A 16,677-nucleotide genomic window follows, 5' to 3' on the forward strand; every position below is an offset into this window, starting at 1 on the left:
GCAGTTAAGGCAGTTAAGGCAGTTAAGGCAGTTAAGGCAGTTAAGGCAGTATCAGAATTCATTAAAAGAAAAGCCGGGACAAGCCCGGCTTTTTCTTTATCACTCAGCAGCTGCTTCAGCAGCGGCCGGGCGGTCTACCAGCTCAATGTAAGCCATAGGGGCGTTGTCGCCTGCACGGAAACCGCATTTCAGAATGCGAGTATAACCGCCGGCGCGCTCCAGGTAGCGCGGGCCCAGTTCATTGAACAGCTTAGCCACGATCGCGTTATCGCGAGTACGGGCAAATGCCAGGCGACGATTAGCAACGCTATCAGTCTTGGCAAGGGTGATCAGCGGTTCAACTACACGACGCAGCTCTTTTGCCTTAGGCAGAGTCGTCTTGATGATCTCATGACGAACCAGGGAGCTGGCCATGTTGCGGAACATAGCCTGACGATGGCTGCTGTTCCGGTTCAGTTGACGACCACTCAAACGATGGCGCATGACCTTATCCTTCTAACTAAATCTGTGAAACCCGTAATCTGGATTACTCGTCAGCGATGCTGGCGGGCGGCCAATTCTCGAGGCGCATGCCAAGAGACAGACCACGGGAGGCCAACACGTCCTTGATCTCAGTCAGGGACTTCTTACCGAGGTTAGGAGTCTTAAGCAACTCAACTTCGGTACGCTGTACCAGATCACCAATATAGTGGATAGCTTCTGCCTTCAGACAGTTCGCAGAACGAACTGTCAGCTCCAAATCATCGACAGGACGCAGCAGAATCGGATCAAACTCGGGTTTCTCTTCTTTCTTCTCGGGCACGCTGACATCGCGCAGATCCACGAAAGCTTCCAGTTGTTCGGCCAGAATAGTGGCTGAACGACGGATGGCTTCTTCAGGATCCAGAGTACCATTGGTCTCCATGTCGATGACCAGCTTGTCCAAGTCGGTACGCTGTTCCACACGTGCTGCCTCAACATTGTAGGCAATACGAACGATGGGGCTGAACGCGGAGTCCAGCAGCAGGCGACCAATCGGACGCTCTTCATCATCGTTGTGAACACGAGCAGAAGCAGGCACATAACCACGACCGCGCTGAACTTTCAGGCGCATGCTGATTTCAGCATTGGCACCAGTCAGGTGGCAGATTACGTGCTCCGGGTTTACGATCTCGACTTCATCACCGTGAGTGATATCACCAGCGGTAACGGGGCCTGTTCCAGACTTGGTCAGGGACAGAGTTACCTCGTCCTTGCCTTCCAGCTTTACAGCGATACCTTTCAGGTTGAGCAGGATTTCAAGAATGTCTTCCTGTACACCTTCTTTGCTGCTGTACTCATGCAGTACCCCGTCAATTTCGACTTCAGTAACTGCACAACCGGGCATAGATGACAGCAAAATACGACGCAGAGCATTGCCCAGCGTGTGACCAAAGCCACGCTCAAGTGGCTCAAGAGTCACTTTCGCATGAGTCGGGCTAACTTGCTCGATGTCAACTAGCCGCGGTTTAAGAAAATCTGTTACAGAACCCAGCATTGTGTCCTCTCTTTAGAAGCTAGCTTTACTTGGAGTAAAGCTCGACGATCAGCTGTTCGTTAATGTCGGCAGACAGGTCGGAACGCTCTGGCAGACGCTTGAAAGCACCTTCCATTTTAGCGGCATCAACCTCTACCCAAGTCGGCTTCTCACGCTGACCAGCAACTTCCAGGGAAGCTTTGATACGCGCTTGCTTCTTAGCCTTCTCACGAATGCAGATCACGTCCTCAGGGGAAACCTGGAAAGAAGGAATGTTCACAACGCGACCGTTTACCATGATGGCTTTGTGGCTCACCAGCTGACGAGATTCAGCACGGGTGGCGCCGAAGCCCATACGGTAAACAACGTTGTCCAAACGACCTTCCAGCAGCTGCAACAGGTTTTCACCGGTGTTACCCTTTTGACGGGCAGCGTCGCGGTAGTAGTTGCGGAACTGTTTTTCCAATACGCCGTAGATACGACGAACTTTTTGTTTCTCGCGCAGCTGAACACCGTAGTCGGACAGACGCGCTTTACGCGCACCGTGCTGACCAGGGGCGGTGTCAATCTTGCACTTAGAATCAATCGCACGAACACCAGACTTCAGGAAGAGGTCGGTGCCCTCACGACGGCTAAGCTTAAGCTTAGGACCGATATATCTTGCCATCTTCTTTCTCCAACAATCCTAGACCAAGTAGCTACAGCGTTATACGCGGCGCTTCTTGGGAGGACGACAACCGTTGTGCGGGATCGGAGTCACATCAGTAATATTAGTGATGCGGAAACCAGCCGCGTTCAGAGCGCGGATGGAAGACTCACGACCGGGACCCGGACCTTTGACCATGACTTCCAGGTTCTTCACGCCGTATTCTTTGGCGATCTCACCAGCACGCTCAGCAGCTACCTGGGCAGCAAACGGAGTGGACTTACGGGAACCACGGAAACCTGAACCACCGGAGGTAGCCCATGACAGAGCATTGCCCTGACGGTCAGTAATGGTCACGATTGTGTTGTTGAAAGATGCATGAACGTGCGCAATACCGTCGCTCACTTGCTTTTTAACGCGCTTGCGAGCACGAGTCGGAGTTTTAGCCATTTTCTACCTTCCCGTTACTTCTTGATAGCCTTGCGCGGACCCTTACGGGTACGAGCGTTGGTCTTGGTACGTTGACCACGAACAGGCAGGCTACGACGGTGACGCAAACCACGGTAGCAACCCAGATCCATCAATCGCTTGATGTTCATGGAAATCTGACGACGCAGGTCACCTTCAACGGTGAATTTACCTACTTGTTCACGCAGACTCTCAATCTGAGCTTCGTCCAGGTCTTTAATTTTCACATTCTCAGCGATACCGGCTGCGGCACAGATGGCCTTGGAGCGGGTACGACCGACGCCATAAATCGCAGTCAACGCAATGACTGCATGCTTATGGTCAGGAATGTTAATGCCAGCGATACGGGCCACTATTCACTCCTACATATAGTAGATTACGACCACCACAAAGCCCGTGAGCGGATACGTGGCGGTCAACCAATACACAACAAAAGTTGGCTGGCTATATTAGCCAGCACAACTATTTGTTGCAAGTACTAACCGTAAAAAATTAGCCTTGGCGCTGTTTATGCTTTGGCTCGCTGCAAATCACACGCACCACACCGTGACGCTTGATGATTTTGCAGTTACGGCAGATTGCCTTAACGGAAGCACGAACTTTCATTGCTTAACTCCGTAACTACGCCGACCTTTAGCGGCCGTAGCCCTTCAGGTTGGCCTTCCTCAGGACGTCGCCATATTGATGAGACATCATATGGGTTTGTACCTGAGCCATGAAGTCCATGATAACTACCACGATAATCAGCAGCGAAGTGCCACCGAAGTAGAACTGTACGTTCCAAGCAGTCATCAAGAACTGGGGTACCAGACAGATAAAGGTTATATAGAGCGCACCTGCCAATGTCAGGCGAGTCATAACCTTATCGATGTAACGTGCTGTCTGCTCGCCCGGGCGGATCCCCGGGATAAAGGCTCCACTCTTCTTCAGGTTGTCTGCTGTCTCGCGGGGGTTGAACACCAGCGCGGTATAGAAGAAACAGAAGAAGATAATGGCTGCTGCATACAACATCTCATACAAGGGCTGACCCGGCTGCAGGACCATAGAGACCTGTTGCAGGATATCAGCGATCTTGCCGTCGCCCTGACCAAACCAAGAGGTAATGGTCCCTGGGAAAAGGATGATGCTGGATGCGAAAATCGCAGGAATCACACCGGCCATATTCACTTTCAACGGCAGGTGTGTGCTTTGCGCGGCAAATACCTGGCGGCCTTGTTGACGCTTGGCGTAGTTAACGACGATACGACGCTGACCACGTTCCACGAACACCACAAAGTAAGTCACTGCGAAAACAATCAAGCCCAGCAACAACAACAGCAGGATGTGCAATTCCCCTTGACGTGCCTGTTCGGCCGTAGCACCAATGGCATGCGGCAAACCAGCAACGATACCCGTGAAAATAATCAACGAGATACCATTACCGATCCCACGCTCGGTAATCTGTTCACCCAACCACATCAAAAACATGGTACCGGTGACCAGACTCACAACGGCCGTGAAATAGAAGCCCAAACCCGGATGAGTCACGAGTCCCTGCATCATATTCGGCAGACCGGTTGCAATACCAATGGCCTGGAAAGTTCCCAAAACCAGCGTGCCCCAACGGGTATATTGGCTAATCTTGCGACGGCCGGATTCACCTTCTTTCTTGAGTTCAGCAAGAGCGGGGTGAACCACAGTCAGTAGCTGGATAATGATCGATGCCGAAATGTACGGCATGATCCCCAGCGCAAGAATAGAAGCACGCGAGAGTGCACCACCACTGAACATGTTAAACATCTCAATGATGGTGCCCTTCTGTTGTTGGAACAACTCGGCCAGTACGGCGGCGTCAATACCAGGAATCGGCACATAAGAGCCTGCACGGAAAACGATAATCGCCCCGAGAACGAAGAGCAGACGGCTCTTCAGTTCACTCAGACCACCCTGTGCTTTAACATCCAATCCTGGTTTCTTAGCCATTGTACTGATTATTCCTCGATTTTACCGCCAGCGGCCTCGATGGCTGCACGTGCACCTTTGGTGACGGACACACCACGAACGGTCACAGCACGGTCAATGTTGCCAGACAGAACAACTTTAGCGAAAACGATGTTCTTAGTAACAACACCGGCTTGCTTCAGAGTGCTCAGATCGACCACATCACCTTCTACCATGGCGATTTCGTTCAGACGCACTTCGGCAGATACCAAAGATTTGCGAGAGAAGAAACCGAACTTCGGCAGACGGATTTTCAAAGGCATCTGGCCGCCTTCGAAACCAGCGCGGACTTTACCGCCACCGGAACGAGAGGTTTGACCTTTCACACCACGACCACCAGTCTTGCCCAAGCCGGAGCCGATACCACGGCCACGACGTTGTTTTTCAGGCTTGGAACCAGCGGCCGGAGACAGAGTATTCAGACGCATGCTTAGCCCTCCACCTTAACCATGTAATAAACCTGGTTGATCATACCGCGTACGCAGGGAGTATCTTCCAGCTCAACGGTGTGACCAATGCGACGCAGACCCAGACCACGCAGAGTCGCCTTGTGCTTTGGCAGACGGCCGATAGAGCTGCGAGTTTGAGTTACTTTTACAGTGTTAGCCATGTCGCATTACCCCAGAATTTCTTCAACGCGCAGACCACGCTTGGCAGCGATCTGGGCCGGGGATTGACCCTGTACCAGAGCGTCTACAGTTGCGCGAACAACGTTGATTGGGTTGGTGGAACCGTAGGTCTTGGCCAGCACGTTGTGGATACCAGCAACTTCCAGAACAGCACGCATGGCGCCGCCTGCAATGATACCAGTACCTTGTGAGGCCGGCTTCATGAACACGGAGGAACCGGAGTGAACGCCACGCACCGGGTGGTGCAGGGTGCCATTGTTCAGTTCTACCTTGCTCAGGTTACGTTTAGCCTGTTCCATCGCTTTTTGAATAGCGGCCGGAACTTCACGGGCCTTACCGTAACCGTAACCTACACGGCCGTTACCATCACCCACCACGGTCAACGCGGTGAAGGACATGATACGACCACCTTTAACAGTTTTCGAAACACGGTTTACTGCAATCAGCTTTTCTTGCAGTTCGCCGGCTTGAGATTCGACTTTAGCCATCTTCGACTCCTAGCTTAGAACTGAAGACCAGCGTCACGAGCAGCGGTAGCCAGAGCGGCTACACGACCGTGATACTTGAAACCGGAACGATCGAAAGATACGTTCTGAACGCCTTTGGCAATAGCACGCTCAGCGATTGCTTTACCCACTGCGGTAGCTGCATCAGCATTACCGGAGTGTTTGAGCCCTTCACTGATGGCTTTCTCTACTGTAGAAGCAGAGGCCAGAACTTCGGAACCGTTGGCTGCGATAACCTGCGCGTAGATATGACGCGGGGTACGGTGAACAACCAGACGGGTAGCTCCCAGTTCCTGCATCTTCTTCCGAGCACGAGTAGCACGACGGAGACGAGCTGCTTTCTTGTCCATAGTGTTACCTTACTTCTTCTTAGCTTCTTTAGTACGCACTTGCTCGTTGGCATAGCGTACACCCTTGCCCTTGTAGGGCTCCGGAGCGCGGTAAGAACGGATATCGGCGGCGACTTGGCCAACCAGCTGCTTGTCCACACCACGCAGAACGATCTCTGTAGCGGTCGGGCATTCAGCGGTGACACCAGCCGGCAGCGCATGCTCTACCGGGTGAGAGAAGCCCAGGGCCAGCGCGACAGCATTGCCCTTGATGGAGGCTTTGTAACCTACACCAACCAGCTGCAGCTTACGCTCGAAGCCTTGGGTAACACCGATTACCATGTTGTTAGCCAATGCACGTGCAGTACCGGCCTGAGCGTCAGCACCAGCGATGCCGTCGCGCGGGGCGAACTTCAGTACATTGTCTTCTTTGGTCACTTCTACACCGGCGTGGATGGAACGAACCAGAGAACCTTTACCACCTTTGATGGACAGTTCCTGACCGTTCAGAGTCACCTCTACGCCAGCAGGAATAGTGACGGGTGCCTTAGCAACGCGAGACATTTCCGACCTCCTATTAAGCGACGTAGCAGATGATCTCACCGCCCATGCTTGCCTTGCGGGCAGCACGGTCGGTCATCACACCTTTAGACGTGGACACGATAGCAACACCGAGACCGCCCATAACTTTCGGCAGATCAGTAGTGCGCTTGTAAATACGCAGGCCGGGACGGCTCACGCGTTGGATCAGTTCTACAACCGGTTTGCCCTGGAAATATTTCAATTCAATTTCCAGTTCCGGCTTCACATCACCCGCTACAGAGTAGCCAGCGATGTAACCTTCTTCTTTCAGCACTTTGGCGATTGCCACTTTCAGCTTGGAAGAAGGCATGGAAACCGCAACTTTGCTCGCCGCCTGACCGTTACGGATGCGGGTCAGCATGTCCGCGATCGGATCTTGCATGCTCATAGTCTAACTCCCGAGATTCTTACCAAGAGGCCTTTGTGAGGCCTGGAATTTCGCCCTTCATGGCATGCTCACGCACCTTGATGCGAGACAGGCCAAACTTGCGCAGGAAACCGTGCGGACGACCAGTAATATTGCAACGGTTACGCTGGCGGGACGGACTGGAATCACGGGGCAGCTGTTGCAGTTGCAAGACAGCATCCCAACGCGCTTCTTCAGAAGCGTTCATATCAACGATGATAGCTTTCAGCTCGGTTCGCTTAGTGGCGAACTTGGCTACCAGCTTCGCACGCTTTGCTTCACGTGCTTTCATGGATGTTTTAGCCATAACCCTAACCTTACTTGCGGAATGGGAAGTTAAAGGCAGCCAGCAGAGCACGGCCTTCTTCATCGGTATTCGCGGAAGTGGTGATGGTGATATCCAGACCACGAACGCGATCGACTTTGTCATAGTCGATTTCCGGGAAGATGATTTGCTCACGCACGCCCATGGAGTAGTTACCACGACCGTCGAACGCTTTAGCATTCAGGCCACGGAAGTCACGGATACGCGGTACGGAGATGCAAATCAGCCGTTCCAGGAACTCCCACATACGCTCGCCACGCAGGGTTACTTTACAACCTATCGGGTAGCCTTCACGAATCTTGAAGCCCGCAACAGATTTGCGAGCTTTGGTGATCAGCGGCTTCTGACCGGAAATGGCAGCCATATCGGCAGCGGCATTTTCCAACAGCTTTTTGTCAGAGATAGCTTCACCAACACCCATGTTCAGGGTGATTTTCTCGATCCGAGGGACTTGCATGATAGTCTTGTAACCGAACTGTTTGGCCAGTTCATTTACTACATCGGATTTGTAGTAATCATGCAGTTTCGCCATCGTTAAACTCCAATTACTTCACAAGTTCGCCGGTGGATTTGAAGAAACGAACTTTTTTGCCGTCTTCAATCCGGAAACCAACGCGATCAGCCTTGCCAGCGGCAGAGTTGAACAGCGCTACGTTAGAAACGTCCATTGGGGCTTCTTTGCTGATGATACCGCCAGCCTGACCCAGTGCGGGTACCGGCTTTTGGTGTTTCTTCACCAAGTTGATGCCTTCAACGTATACCTTACCTTCGCTTACCAGGACTTGAGTGACTTTGCCACGCTTGCCCTTGTCTTTGCCGGTAAGAACAATCACTTCGTCTTCGCGACGGATTTTAGCTGCCATCGTTCGACTCCTTACAGTACTTCGGGTGCCAGGGACACAATCTTCATGAACTTCTCATTACGCAGTTCACGGGTCACCGGGCCAAAAATACGAGTACCGATTGGCTGTTGGTTGCCGTTAAGCAAAACAGCCGCATTGTTGTCGAAACGGATGACTGAGCCGTCCGGACGACGAACGCCTTTACGGGTGCGTACGACCACCGCATTATATACATCACCTTTCTTCACTTTACCGCGAGGAATGGCTTCCTTGATGGAAACTTTGATGATGTCGCCGATGCCGGCGTAACGGCGGTGCGAGCCACCCAGAACCTTAATACACATTACACTGCGAGCGCCGGAGTTGTCGGCTACGCCCAGCATACTTTGCATCTGGATCATTTTAGTGCTCCGCTTTGTTTACTTCTTATCCCTCTCGGGATCTGGCTGCCTTCAAAAGGCGCGAAACTATAACACAGGATTTTTAGAAAAGGTAGCCTAAAAAACAAACGGCCCCGCTAAGGGGCCGTTTGGGCTAAAAAGTACCGATTAGGCCTTTTCTAAGATTGCAACCAGGGTCCAGGACTTGGTCTTGGACAGCGGGCGGCACTCGCGGATTTCCACGAGATCGCCAGCTTTACACTCGTTGTTCTCATCATGTACGTGCAGCTTGGTAGTGCGCTTGATGATCTTACCGTAGATCGGGTGCTTTACCTTGCGCTCGATAGCAACAGTGATGGATTTCTCCATCTTGTCGCTGATTACACGACCTTGCAGAGTACGGATCTTGTCAGTCATTACGCACCTGCCTTCTCAGTCAGTACAGTCTTGATACGTGCGACGTCACGACGCACTTGTTTCAGAGTGTGAGTCTGAGCCAGCTGGCCGGTGGACGCTTGCATGCGCATGTTGAATTGCTCACGCAGCAGGCCCAGCAGCTCCTGGTTCAGTTCATCGACGCTCTTTTGACGCAGATCTTGGGCTTTCATCACATCACCGTCTTAATTACGAAAGTGGTCTGAACAGACAGCTTAGCTGCGGCCAGGGCAAACGCTTCACGCGCCAGAGCCTCAGGTACACCGTCCATCTCGTACAGAACCTTGCCAGGCTGGATCGGGCAAACCCAATATTCCACGTTACCCTTACCTTTACCCATACGAACTTCGAGGGGCTTTTCGGTGATGGGCTTGTCCGGGAATACGCGGATCCAGATCTTACCTTGACGCTTAACGTGACGGGTCATGGCACGACGGGCTGCTTCGATTTGACGAGCAGTCAGTTGGCCACGAGATGTCGCCTTCAGGCCAAAGGTACCGAAGGATACTTCGTTACCAGAGGTGGCCAGACCGCGGTTACGACCCTTGTGGGTCTTGCGGAATTTAGTACGCTTAGGTTGCAACATTTACCGAATCTCCTTACTTACCGCGGCGTTTGTTATCGCGCTTGGGCTTTGCAGGAGCTTGCTCTTGAGCAGCGGCAGCATTAACTGCAGCCAGACCACCCAGAACTTCGCCCTTGAAGATCCAAACTTTAACGCCGATCACACCGTAAGTGGTGTGGGCTTCAGAAGTTGCGTAGTCGATGTCGGCACGCAGGGTGTGCAAAGGCACACGACCTTCACGGTACCATTCGGTACGCGCGATTTCAGCACCGCCCAGACGACCAGACACTTCCACTTTGATGCCCTTGGCACCCAGGCGCATTGCGTTTTGTACGGCGCGCTTCATAGCACGACGGAACATAACGCGACGTTCCAGCTGGGAAGTGATGCTGTCGGCAACAAGCTTGCCATCCAGCTCCGGCTTACGGACTTCGGAAATGTTGATCTGAGCAGGCACACCGGCAATCGCGGCTACAGCTTTGCGCAGTTTCTCAACGTCTTCGCCTTTCTTACCGATCACAACACCCGGACGAGCGGTGTGAATGGTCACACGGATGCTCTTGGCCGGACGCTCGATGGTGATCTTGGACAAGGACGCATTTTTCAGTTCCTTGGTCAAGAACTGGCGTACTTGAAAATCGCTGTACAGGTTGTCAGCGAAGTCTTTGGTGTTCGCGAACCAGGTAGAATTCCAAGGCTTGGTAATACCCAGGCGAATGCCATTAGGATGTACTTTCTGACCCATTGCTTATCTCCCAGCCTTAGCGTCGGATACCACTACAGTGATGTGAGCGGTACGCTTGAGGATACGATCCGCACGACCTTTGGCACGCGGACGGATGCGCTTCATGGAGGGACCTTCGTCGACCATGATAGTAGCAACACGCAGGGCGTCGATGTCGGCGCCTTCGTTGTGCTCAGCGTTTGCAATGGCAGATTCCAGCACTTTCTTAACCAGCACAGCAGCCTTTTTCGGGCTGAAGGTCAGGAGATTCAGAGCCTTGTCTACGGACAGACCACGTACTTGATCGGCTACCAGACGAGCTTTCTGGGCAGAAGTACGGGCATAACGGTGTTTAGCGATAGCTTCCATCATTTATCCCTTAGCGCTTCTTAGCCTTCTTATCAGCAGCATGGCCGCGATAAGTACGAGTCGGTGCGAATTCACCCAGTTTGTGACCGATCATTTCTTCGGTAACGAAAACCGGAACGTGCTGACGACCATTATGGACAGCGATGGTCAAACCGATCATGTTCGGGATGATCATTGAACGACGGGACCAGGTCTTAACCGGCTTTTTATCCCCGCTTTCCACCGCTTTCTCTACCTTCTTCAGCAAGTGCAGGTCAATAAATGGACCCTTCTTGAGAGAACGTGGCATGGTGATTCCTCTATGTTAACAATTACTTGTTACGACGACGTACGATGTACTTGTCGGTACGCTTGTTCTTACGGGTCTTGAAGCCTTTAGCCTTCTGGCCCCATGGGGACACAGGCTGCATGCCCTTGTTACGACCCTCACCACCACCGTGCGGGTGGTCGACCGGGTTCATCGCCATACCGCGAACGGTCGGACGAATACCACGCCAGCGGTTGGCACCGGCTTTACCCAGTTGACGCAACATGTGCTCGGAGTTACCGACTTCACCGATGGTGGCGCGGCACTCGGCCAGAACTTTACGTACTTCGCCGGAACGCAGACGCAGAGTTACATAGTTACCTTCACGAGCCAGGATCTGGATGAAAGTACCAGCGGAACGAGCCAGCTGGGCACCTTTACCAGGTTTCATCTCAACGGCGTGAACAGTCGAACCGACCGGGATGTTGCGCATCGGCAGGGCGTTACCTACCTTGATTGCGGCATCAGCACCAGAAGCGATAGCGTCACCAGCTTTCAGACCTTTCGGAGCCAGGATGTAACGACGCTCACCGTCTGCATACAACACCAGAGCGATGTTAGCGGTACGGTTAGGATCGTATTCCAGGCGCTCTACTTTGGCCGGGATACCGTCTTTGTCGCGCTTGAAGTCGACGATACGGTAATGCTGCTTGTGACCACCACCGATATGACGGGTAGTGATACGACCGTTGTTGTTACGACCACCGGACTTGCTCTTGCTGTCCAGCAGAGCGGCAAAGGGCTTACCCTTGTACAGCTCTTGATTGACGATCTTAACGACGTGGCGGCGGCCCGGAGAAGTAGGCTTGCACTTAACGATTGCCATTTTTCAGAACTCCTCTTACTCGGCTGCGCCCATGAAGTCGATGTCCTGACCAGCTTTCAGGGTCACATAAGCCTTTTTCCAATCGGAACGACGGCCTACGCGTGCACCTGCGCGCTTGGTTTTACCCTTCATGTTCAGGGTACGGACGGTCTCAACTTCGACCTCGAACAGTTTCGCAACTGCAGCTTTGACTTCCGCCTTGGTGGCGTCGACAGCAATTTTGAACACGATAGTGTTCTGCTTCTCGGCGACCATGGTGCTCTTTTCAGAGATATGCGGAGCCTTCAGAACTTTCAACAGACGCTCTTCGCGGATCATGCCAGCATCTCCTCGATTTGCTTAACTGCATCAGCAGTCATCAGAACCTTGTCGAAAGCGATCAGGCTGACCGGGTCGATACCGGCAACATCACGCACGTCAACTTTGTACAGGTTGCGAGCAGCCAGGAACAGGTTCTCATCGACTTCAGCTGTCACGATCAGAACGTCAGTCAGTTCCATCTCTTTCAGCTTGGCGATCAGTTCTTTGGTCTTCGGCGCTTCGATGCCGAATTTCTCGACAACGATCAGGCGCTCTTGACGTACCAGTTCGGACAGGATGCTACGGATAGCGCCGCGGTACATCTTCTTGTTTACTTTTTGGCTGTGATCTTGCGGCTTAGCAGCAAAAGTCACACCACCGGAACGCCAAATGGGCGAACGGATGGAGCCAGCACGGGCACGACCAGTACCCTTCTGACGCCACGGCTTTTTGCCGCCACCAGACACTTCAGAGCGAGTCAGCTGCGCGCGAGTACCCTGACGGGCACCTGCGGCATATGCAACGACGACCTGGTGAACCAGAGCTTCGTTGAATTCGCGCCCGAAGGTAGTCTCGGAAACTTCAAGAGCGCTCTTGGCGTCTTTCATTACCAATTCCATTACTATCTCCTCAGACGTTACGCTTTGACGGCAGGTTTGACGATCACGTTGCCGTTGGTTGCACCTGGGACTGCACCTTTGATGAGCAGCAGGTTACGTTCAGCGTCAACACGAACCAGTTCCAGGTTCTGAGTCGTTACACGCTCAGCACCCATGTGACCAGCCATCTTTTTGCCCTTGAATACACGACCCGGAGTCTGGTTCTGACCGATAGAACCCGGAGCGCGGTGAGACAAGGAGTTACCGTGGGTCATATCCTGGGTGCGGAAGTTGTGGCGCTTAACAGTACCAGCAAAACCTTTACCCTTGGATGTGCCAGTAACGTCTACCAGCTTAACGTCAGCGAGAAGATCTACTTTCAGCTCGCTACCAACAGTGAAAGCTTCACCGTTGTTCAGGCGGAATTCCCACAGACCGCGACCGGCTTCTACACCAGCTTTGGCGAAGTGGCCAGCTTCCGGCTTGGTCACACGGCTGGCTTTCTTGGCGCCAGTGGTAACCTGAATAGCGTTGTAGCCGTCGGTTTCTACAGATTTGACCTGAGTTACACGGTTAGCTTCAACTTCGATAACAGTCACCGGGATAGAAACGCCATCTTCAGTGAAGATGCGAGTCATACCCACTTTGCGACCTACAAGACCGATTGTCATTGTTATCAACCTCTTTCCGTAATTAACCCAGGCTGATCTGGACGTCTACACCGGCTGCCAGATCCAGACGCATCAGAGCGTCCACGGTCTTGTCAGTCGGCTCAACGATGTCTACCAGACGCTTGTGAGTGCGGATCTCGTACTGATCACGCGCATCTTTGTTGACGTGCGGGGAGATCAGGACGGTGAAGCGCTCTTTGCGAGTCGGCAGCGGAATAGGACCGCGAACCTGCGCGCCGGTGCGCTTTGCAGTTTCAACGATTTCCGCAGTGGATTGATCAATCAGGCGATGATCAAAAGCCTTCAGGCGGATACGGATTCTTTGGTTCTGCATTGACAGAGCTCCAATAGATAAAAGAACATAAACCAACACCGCCCGACCGGGAGTTATCCCGCCAGAGGTGTGATTTTTCACGTTTCCCCCCATATCGGGAGGACTGTATGGCTGGCTCTCGTAAACGAGGAACTCAGCAGCAGACATATCGTCTGGCTTACCTCATGGGTAAGCGGAGGGGATTATACGGATTTTTCAAATTTTCGCAAGGGAGAACGAACAGATTGTGCGCAGTTTTATGTGACAGATGGATCTCGTCGGCGGTGACACCATTTCCTGCCAATCGGGGGTAACGACAATCTTACAAACAGGCTGGTAGACTCTGCGCCTGCCTCCGTCTGTGGAACGACATCCAATGCTCAAAGATCAAAAGAAAGCCTATCAGTATGGACTCTGCGCCGTTGCCCTCTGGTCGACGGTTGCCACCGCCTTCAAGATTTCCCTCGCCTACTTCGAACCTGTGCAATTGCTGCTTGTTGCCGCCTTCACCTCGACCCTGACTCTCGGCGCTATCGTAGCCAAACAGGGCAAGCTGGCGCTGCTGCTGAGTTACCTCAAGGCTCGCCCCTTCTACTATCTGGCGCTGGGGGTATTGAATCCCTTCCTCTATTACCTGTTGCTGTTCAAGGCCTATGACCTGCTGCCCGCGCAGCAGGCGCAGACCCTCAACTACACCTGGGCCATCACCCTCAGTCTGCTGGCCGTTCCCTTTCTCGGCCAGAAGCTGCGCCGCCGCGACGGGGTCGCAATAGTACTGGGCTACTTCGGCGCCCTGGTGATCGCTACCCGGGGAGATGTGCTCGGCCTGCAATTCGACAGCCCGCTCGGGGTGACGCTGGCGCTGGTATCGACCCTTATCTGGGCCAGTTACTGGATCCTCAACACCCGCAATCAGGGGGACCCCATCGTCAGTCTGCTGATCGGCTTCATCATCAGTCTTCCTTTCATCATCGCGGCGACCTGGCTGCTCTCCGATTTTGCCATGACCGCCTGGCAGGGCTGGGTCGGCGCCATCTATGTGGGCCTGTTCGAGATGGGCTTCGGCTTCGTGCTCTGGCTGATGGCCCTACGCCACGCCACCAACACAGCCCCCATCAGCAACCTCATCTTCATCTCGCCATTTGCCTCCCTGGTGCTGCTCAACCTGCTCATTGGCGAAACCATACACCCGGCCACCCCAATAGGGCTTGGGCTGATCGTGGCCGCCCTTCTAATCCAGCAGCTCAAATACGGCAAGCGCTACCGCAAGAGCGCCGAGCCGCAAGCCTGACAATGCAAAAGGGCGTATCCATGGATACGCCCTTCTCTCAATCCATCCACTCCAGTGGCTGGTTCTTGGGTAGCCTGATCTCCACCAGCAAGCCCCCCAGTTCTGAGCGCCCCAGCCGTATGGTGCCATGGTGCTGGGAGACAATCTTGGCAACTATGGCCAACCCCAGGCCGCTGCCACTGCCGGTGCGGGCCTCGTTGCCCTGGGTAAACGGCTTGAGCACCCGGTTATAGTCCTGCTCCGGAATGCCGGGGCCATTATCTGACAGCCGTAGCCGCACCCAGTGGCCATCATCCTTCAGCTCGGCCTGCAAACAGCTCGCACCATAGCGCAACGAGTTACCAGACAAGTTGTTGAGGATGCGCCGGATGCTGATGGGATTGCAGGCCACACGCACCGCCTCTTCCGGCAATTCGAGATCCACCTCCAGCCCCTGATCGGTCTGCACCAACAGCACGTCGTGGATCAGCTGGGTCAGGTCGATTTGCTGGGTATCCAGCCCCTCGTCCGGCCGAATGTAGTCGATGAACTGATCTATGATGCCGTTGGACTCGTCAATGTCCGCATTGATGCTCTCCTTGAGATACTCATCCCCGGAAGACATCATTTCGGTCGCCAGCCGGATGCGGGTCAACGGGGTGCGCAGATCGTGGGAGACCCCGGCCATCATCAGATTGCGTTCCTCGATCAACCCCTTGATCGAGCTCGACATGTGGTTGAAGGTGCGGGTCAATCGGCGAACCTCCCGCGAGCCCAGCTCCCCCAGTGCATCGGGGAAGTGGCCACGGGCCACGGCCACGGCACCGGCCTCCAGATCCTCCAGCGGACGCACCAGCTGGCGGGCAAAACGCCAGGCCGCGAACAGGGTCACCACCAGCAACACACTCATGTAGAGGAGCAGCGGCTCTATGTCGTCATCCTCGATCTCGGTCAGCGGGATGCGAACCCACACCCGATTGGCCTGGGGCGGCTGGATCCAGATGATGTAGTGATCCTGGATCTCGACCCGCACCTTGGTCTTGCCCCCCAGCTCGCGGCTGATGCTCTCTTCCAGATAGGCGTAGGGCTTGGAGTCATTGAGCCCGTGCTGCTCCGCCTCTGTCTGGGTATAGATGTCGCTACCGGTGGCCACATAGACCAGCGCCTCGGCATCTTCGCTCAGCGCCAGCTGGTTGCTTTCGACCGGAAAGATGAGTTTGACCTGATTGGCCAACAGGTGGCTGATCTGCTTGACGGTCGGCGCCAGCAGATAGTTGTAGAAAGTGGCATAGGAGACAAACTGATAGACCACCAGGACAGCGGCCAGAAACCAGAGCATGCGGGAAAACATGCTGCTCACTTTCTTCATGCGCCATCACCGTCCGGCACGAAGACGTAACCCAGACCCCAGACGGTCTGCAAGTAACGGGGTTGGGCCGGATCCTGCTCCAACAGGCGGCGCAAACGGGAAACCTGCACGTCTATGCTGCGCTCGGTCGCCGTATATTCACGGCCCCTGGCCAGGTTCATCAGCTTGTCGCGGGAGAGGGGCTCACGGGGATGACTGACCAGCACCTTGAGCACGGCAAATTCGCCACTGGTCAGGGCCACCGGCTCGCCATCACGACTGAGTTCACGCGTCGCCAATTTGAGCTGATAGTTGCCGAAGGTCACCATCTTCTCGGCGGTCGAGGGAGCCCCGGGCAGTTC

Annotated in this window: 31 protein-coding genes; 1 reads left to right on the forward strand and 30 read right to left on the reverse strand. The window is 54.0% G+C overall.

The genetic code is table 11. The features are described 5' to 3' along the window. Window positions 1-99: 99 nt before the first annotated feature. The 28 genes from rplQ to rpsJ all read right to left on the reverse strand — a co-directional run bounded on the left by rplQ (window position 100) and on the right by rpsJ (window position 13,718). Window positions 100-483, reverse strand: a complete 384-nt coding sequence (gene rplQ, locus AAC083_RS07180; protein ID WP_005307999.1) for a 50S ribosomal protein L17 — start codon at window positions 481-483, stop codon at window positions 100-102. A gap of 43 nt (window positions 484-526) precedes the next feature. Continuing rightward, window positions 527-1,516, reverse strand: coding sequence for a DNA-directed RNA polymerase subunit alpha (locus tag AAC083_RS07185; protein ID WP_005307997.1), 990 nt, complete (start codon window positions 1,514-1,516; stop codon window positions 527-529). 25 nt (window positions 1,517-1,541) lie between these two features. Continuing rightward, a complete protein-coding gene (rpsD, locus tag AAC083_RS07190; protein ID WP_042033855.1) occupies window positions 1,542-2,162 on the reverse strand; it encodes a 30S ribosomal protein S4 in 621 nt (206 codons plus the stop codon). 39 nt (window positions 2,163-2,201) lie between these two features. Continuing rightward, a complete protein-coding gene (gene rpsK, locus AAC083_RS07195) occupies window positions 2,202-2,591 on the reverse strand; it encodes a 30S ribosomal protein S11 (RefSeq protein ID WP_005319702.1) in 390 nt (129 codons plus the stop codon). Between the two features lie 14 nt (window positions 2,592-2,605). Further along, window positions 2,606-2,962 (reverse strand): 30S ribosomal protein S13, encoded by a 357-nt coding sequence (gene rpsM / locus AAC083_RS07200; RefSeq protein ID WP_005307991.1) that lies wholly within the window; start codon window positions 2,960-2,962, stop codon window positions 2,606-2,608. 139 nt (window positions 2,963-3,101) lie between these two features. After that, complete coding sequence (rpmJ, locus tag AAC083_RS07205; protein WP_005319705.1) at window positions 3,102-3,215, reverse strand: 50S ribosomal protein L36; 114 nt, start codon at window positions 3,213-3,215, stop codon at window positions 3,102-3,104. A 27-nt stretch (window positions 3,216-3,242) separates the two neighbouring features. Next, complete coding sequence (gene secY / locus AAC083_RS07210) at window positions 3,243-4,571, reverse strand: preprotein translocase subunit SecY (protein ID WP_042033856.1); 1,329 nt, start codon at window positions 4,569-4,571, stop codon at window positions 3,243-3,245. An 8-nt stretch (window positions 4,572-4,579) separates the two neighbouring features. After that, window positions 4,580-5,017, reverse strand: a complete 438-nt coding sequence (rplO, locus tag AAC083_RS07215; protein WP_005319708.1) for a 50S ribosomal protein L15 — start codon at window positions 5,015-5,017, stop codon at window positions 4,580-4,582. Window positions 5,018-5,019: 2 nt separating this feature from the next. Continuing rightward, entirely contained in the window at window positions 5,020-5,199 is a 180-nt protein-coding gene (rpmD, locus tag AAC083_RS07220) for a 50S ribosomal protein L30 (protein ID WP_005307985.1), read from the reverse strand. Between the two features lie 6 nt (window positions 5,200-5,205). Next, the gene (gene rpsE / locus AAC083_RS07225) at window positions 5,206-5,706 is read right to left on the reverse strand and encodes a 30S ribosomal protein S5 (protein WP_005319713.1); all 501 of its coding nucleotides are present in this window, start codon (window positions 5,704-5,706) and stop codon (window positions 5,206-5,208) included. Window positions 5,707-5,720: 14 nt separating this feature from the next. Continuing rightward, the gene (gene rplR / locus AAC083_RS07230) at window positions 5,721-6,074 is read right to left on the reverse strand and encodes a 50S ribosomal protein L18 (protein ID WP_042033858.1); all 354 of its coding nucleotides are present in this window, start codon (window positions 6,072-6,074) and stop codon (window positions 5,721-5,723) included. Window positions 6,075-6,083: 9 nt separating this feature from the next. Then, on the reverse strand, window positions 6,084-6,617 hold the full coding sequence (gene rplF, locus AAC083_RS07235) for a 50S ribosomal protein L6 (protein WP_005319720.1): 534 nt from the start codon (window positions 6,615-6,617) through the stop codon (window positions 6,084-6,086). A 13-nt stretch (window positions 6,618-6,630) separates the two neighbouring features. Then, a complete protein-coding gene (rpsH, locus tag AAC083_RS07240) occupies window positions 6,631-7,023 on the reverse strand; it encodes a 30S ribosomal protein S8 (RefSeq protein ID WP_005307980.1) in 393 nt (130 codons plus the stop codon). 19 nt (window positions 7,024-7,042) lie between these two features. Beyond that, window positions 7,043-7,348, reverse strand: a complete 306-nt coding sequence (rpsN, locus tag AAC083_RS07245; protein WP_042033860.1) for a 30S ribosomal protein S14 — start codon at window positions 7,346-7,348, stop codon at window positions 7,043-7,045. Window positions 7,349-7,358: 10 nt separating this feature from the next. After that, window positions 7,359-7,898 (reverse strand): 50S ribosomal protein L5, encoded by a 540-nt coding sequence (gene rplE, locus AAC083_RS07250; protein ID WP_005319725.1) that lies wholly within the window; start codon window positions 7,896-7,898, stop codon window positions 7,359-7,361. Between the two features lie 13 nt (window positions 7,899-7,911). Further along, window positions 7,912-8,229: a 50S ribosomal protein L24 gene (rplX, locus tag AAC083_RS07255; RefSeq protein ID WP_042033862.1), complete on the reverse strand. Its 318-nt coding sequence runs from the start codon at window positions 8,227-8,229 to the stop codon at window positions 7,912-7,914. Window positions 8,230-8,240: 11 nt separating this feature from the next. Beyond that, entirely contained in the window at window positions 8,241-8,609 is a 369-nt protein-coding gene (gene rplN / locus AAC083_RS07260) for a 50S ribosomal protein L14 (protein ID WP_005890908.1), read from the reverse strand. A 147-nt stretch (window positions 8,610-8,756) separates the two neighbouring features. Continuing rightward, window positions 8,757-9,005 (reverse strand): 30S ribosomal protein S17, encoded by a 249-nt coding sequence (rpsQ, locus tag AAC083_RS07265; protein WP_005319730.1) that lies wholly within the window; start codon window positions 9,003-9,005, stop codon window positions 8,757-8,759. After that, on the reverse strand, window positions 9,005-9,196 hold the full coding sequence (rpmC, locus tag AAC083_RS07270; RefSeq protein WP_005319733.1) for a 50S ribosomal protein L29: 192 nt from the start codon (window positions 9,194-9,196) through the stop codon (window positions 9,005-9,007). Before rpmC ends, rpsQ begins: the two co-directional genes overlap by 1 nt. Next, window positions 9,196-9,609, reverse strand: a complete 414-nt coding sequence (gene rplP, locus AAC083_RS07275; protein ID WP_005340612.1) for a 50S ribosomal protein L16 — start codon at window positions 9,607-9,609, stop codon at window positions 9,196-9,198. Before rplP ends, rpmC begins: the two co-directional genes overlap by 1 nt. A 13-nt stretch (window positions 9,610-9,622) precedes the next feature. Continuing rightward, window positions 9,623-10,333, reverse strand: a complete 711-nt coding sequence (rpsC, locus tag AAC083_RS07280) for a 30S ribosomal protein S3 (protein WP_005890900.1) — start codon at window positions 10,331-10,333, stop codon at window positions 9,623-9,625. A 3-nt stretch (window positions 10,334-10,336) separates the two neighbouring features. Further along, window positions 10,337-10,681, reverse strand: a complete 345-nt coding sequence (gene rplV / locus AAC083_RS07285; protein ID WP_033130007.1) for a 50S ribosomal protein L22 — start codon at window positions 10,679-10,681, stop codon at window positions 10,337-10,339. 10 nt (window positions 10,682-10,691) lie between these two features. Beyond that, on the reverse strand, window positions 10,692-10,970 hold the full coding sequence (rpsS, locus tag AAC083_RS07290; RefSeq protein ID WP_005307960.1) for a 30S ribosomal protein S19: 279 nt from the start codon (window positions 10,968-10,970) through the stop codon (window positions 10,692-10,694). Window positions 10,971-10,992: 22 nt separating this feature from the next. Continuing rightward, window positions 10,993-11,814 carry a 50S ribosomal protein L2 gene (rplB, locus tag AAC083_RS07295; RefSeq protein ID WP_005340614.1) on the reverse strand — a complete coding sequence of 274 codons (822 nt, stop codon included), beginning with the start codon at window positions 11,812-11,814 and terminating at the stop codon, window positions 10,993-10,995. Window positions 11,815-11,829: 15 nt separating this feature from the next. After that, window positions 11,830-12,132, reverse strand: a complete 303-nt coding sequence (rplW, locus tag AAC083_RS07300) for a 50S ribosomal protein L23 (RefSeq protein ID WP_042019359.1) — start codon at window positions 12,130-12,132, stop codon at window positions 11,830-11,832. Beyond that, window positions 12,129-12,734 (reverse strand): 50S ribosomal protein L4, encoded by a 606-nt coding sequence (rplD, locus tag AAC083_RS07305; RefSeq protein ID WP_005340616.1) that lies wholly within the window; start codon window positions 12,732-12,734, stop codon window positions 12,129-12,131. Before rplD ends, rplW begins: the two co-directional genes overlap by 4 nt. A 17-nt stretch (window positions 12,735-12,751) precedes the next feature. After that, the gene (gene rplC / locus AAC083_RS07310) at window positions 12,752-13,384 is read right to left on the reverse strand and encodes a 50S ribosomal protein L3 (RefSeq protein ID WP_042033865.1); all 633 of its coding nucleotides are present in this window, start codon (window positions 13,382-13,384) and stop codon (window positions 12,752-12,754) included. 22 nt (window positions 13,385-13,406) lie between these two features. Further along, complete coding sequence (gene rpsJ, locus AAC083_RS07315) at window positions 13,407-13,718, reverse strand: 30S ribosomal protein S10 (RefSeq protein WP_005307944.1); 312 nt, start codon at window positions 13,716-13,718, stop codon at window positions 13,407-13,409. A gap of 355 nt (window positions 13,719-14,073) precedes the next feature. Here rpsJ and AAC083_RS07320 point away from each other — a divergent pair, with 355 nt between their 5' ends. Further along, window positions 14,074-14,988 carry a DMT family transporter gene (locus AAC083_RS07320; RefSeq protein WP_108536196.1) on the forward strand — a complete coding sequence of 305 codons (915 nt, stop codon included), beginning with the start codon at window positions 14,074-14,076 and terminating at the stop codon, window positions 14,986-14,988. 37 nt (window positions 14,989-15,025) lie between these two features. Here the strand turns inward: AAC083_RS07320 and envZ are convergent, their stop codons facing one another. After that, window positions 15,026-16,336 (reverse strand): two-component system sensor histidine kinase EnvZ, encoded by a 1,311-nt coding sequence (gene envZ, locus AAC083_RS07325; RefSeq protein ID WP_181364680.1) that lies wholly within the window; start codon window positions 16,334-16,336, stop codon window positions 15,026-15,028. Continuing rightward, a partial coding sequence (locus AAC083_RS07330) for a winged helix-turn-helix domain-containing protein (RefSeq protein ID WP_219927871.1) occupies window positions 16,333-16,677 on the reverse strand: 345 nt, incomplete at its 5' end. The genes envZ and AAC083_RS07330, both read right to left, overlap by 4 nt.

Source organism: Aeromonas sp. HMWF014 (assembly GCF_963878295.1).
GTDB classification, from domain to species: domain Bacteria; phylum Pseudomonadota; class Gammaproteobacteria; order Enterobacterales; family Aeromonadaceae; genus Aeromonas; species Aeromonas popoffii.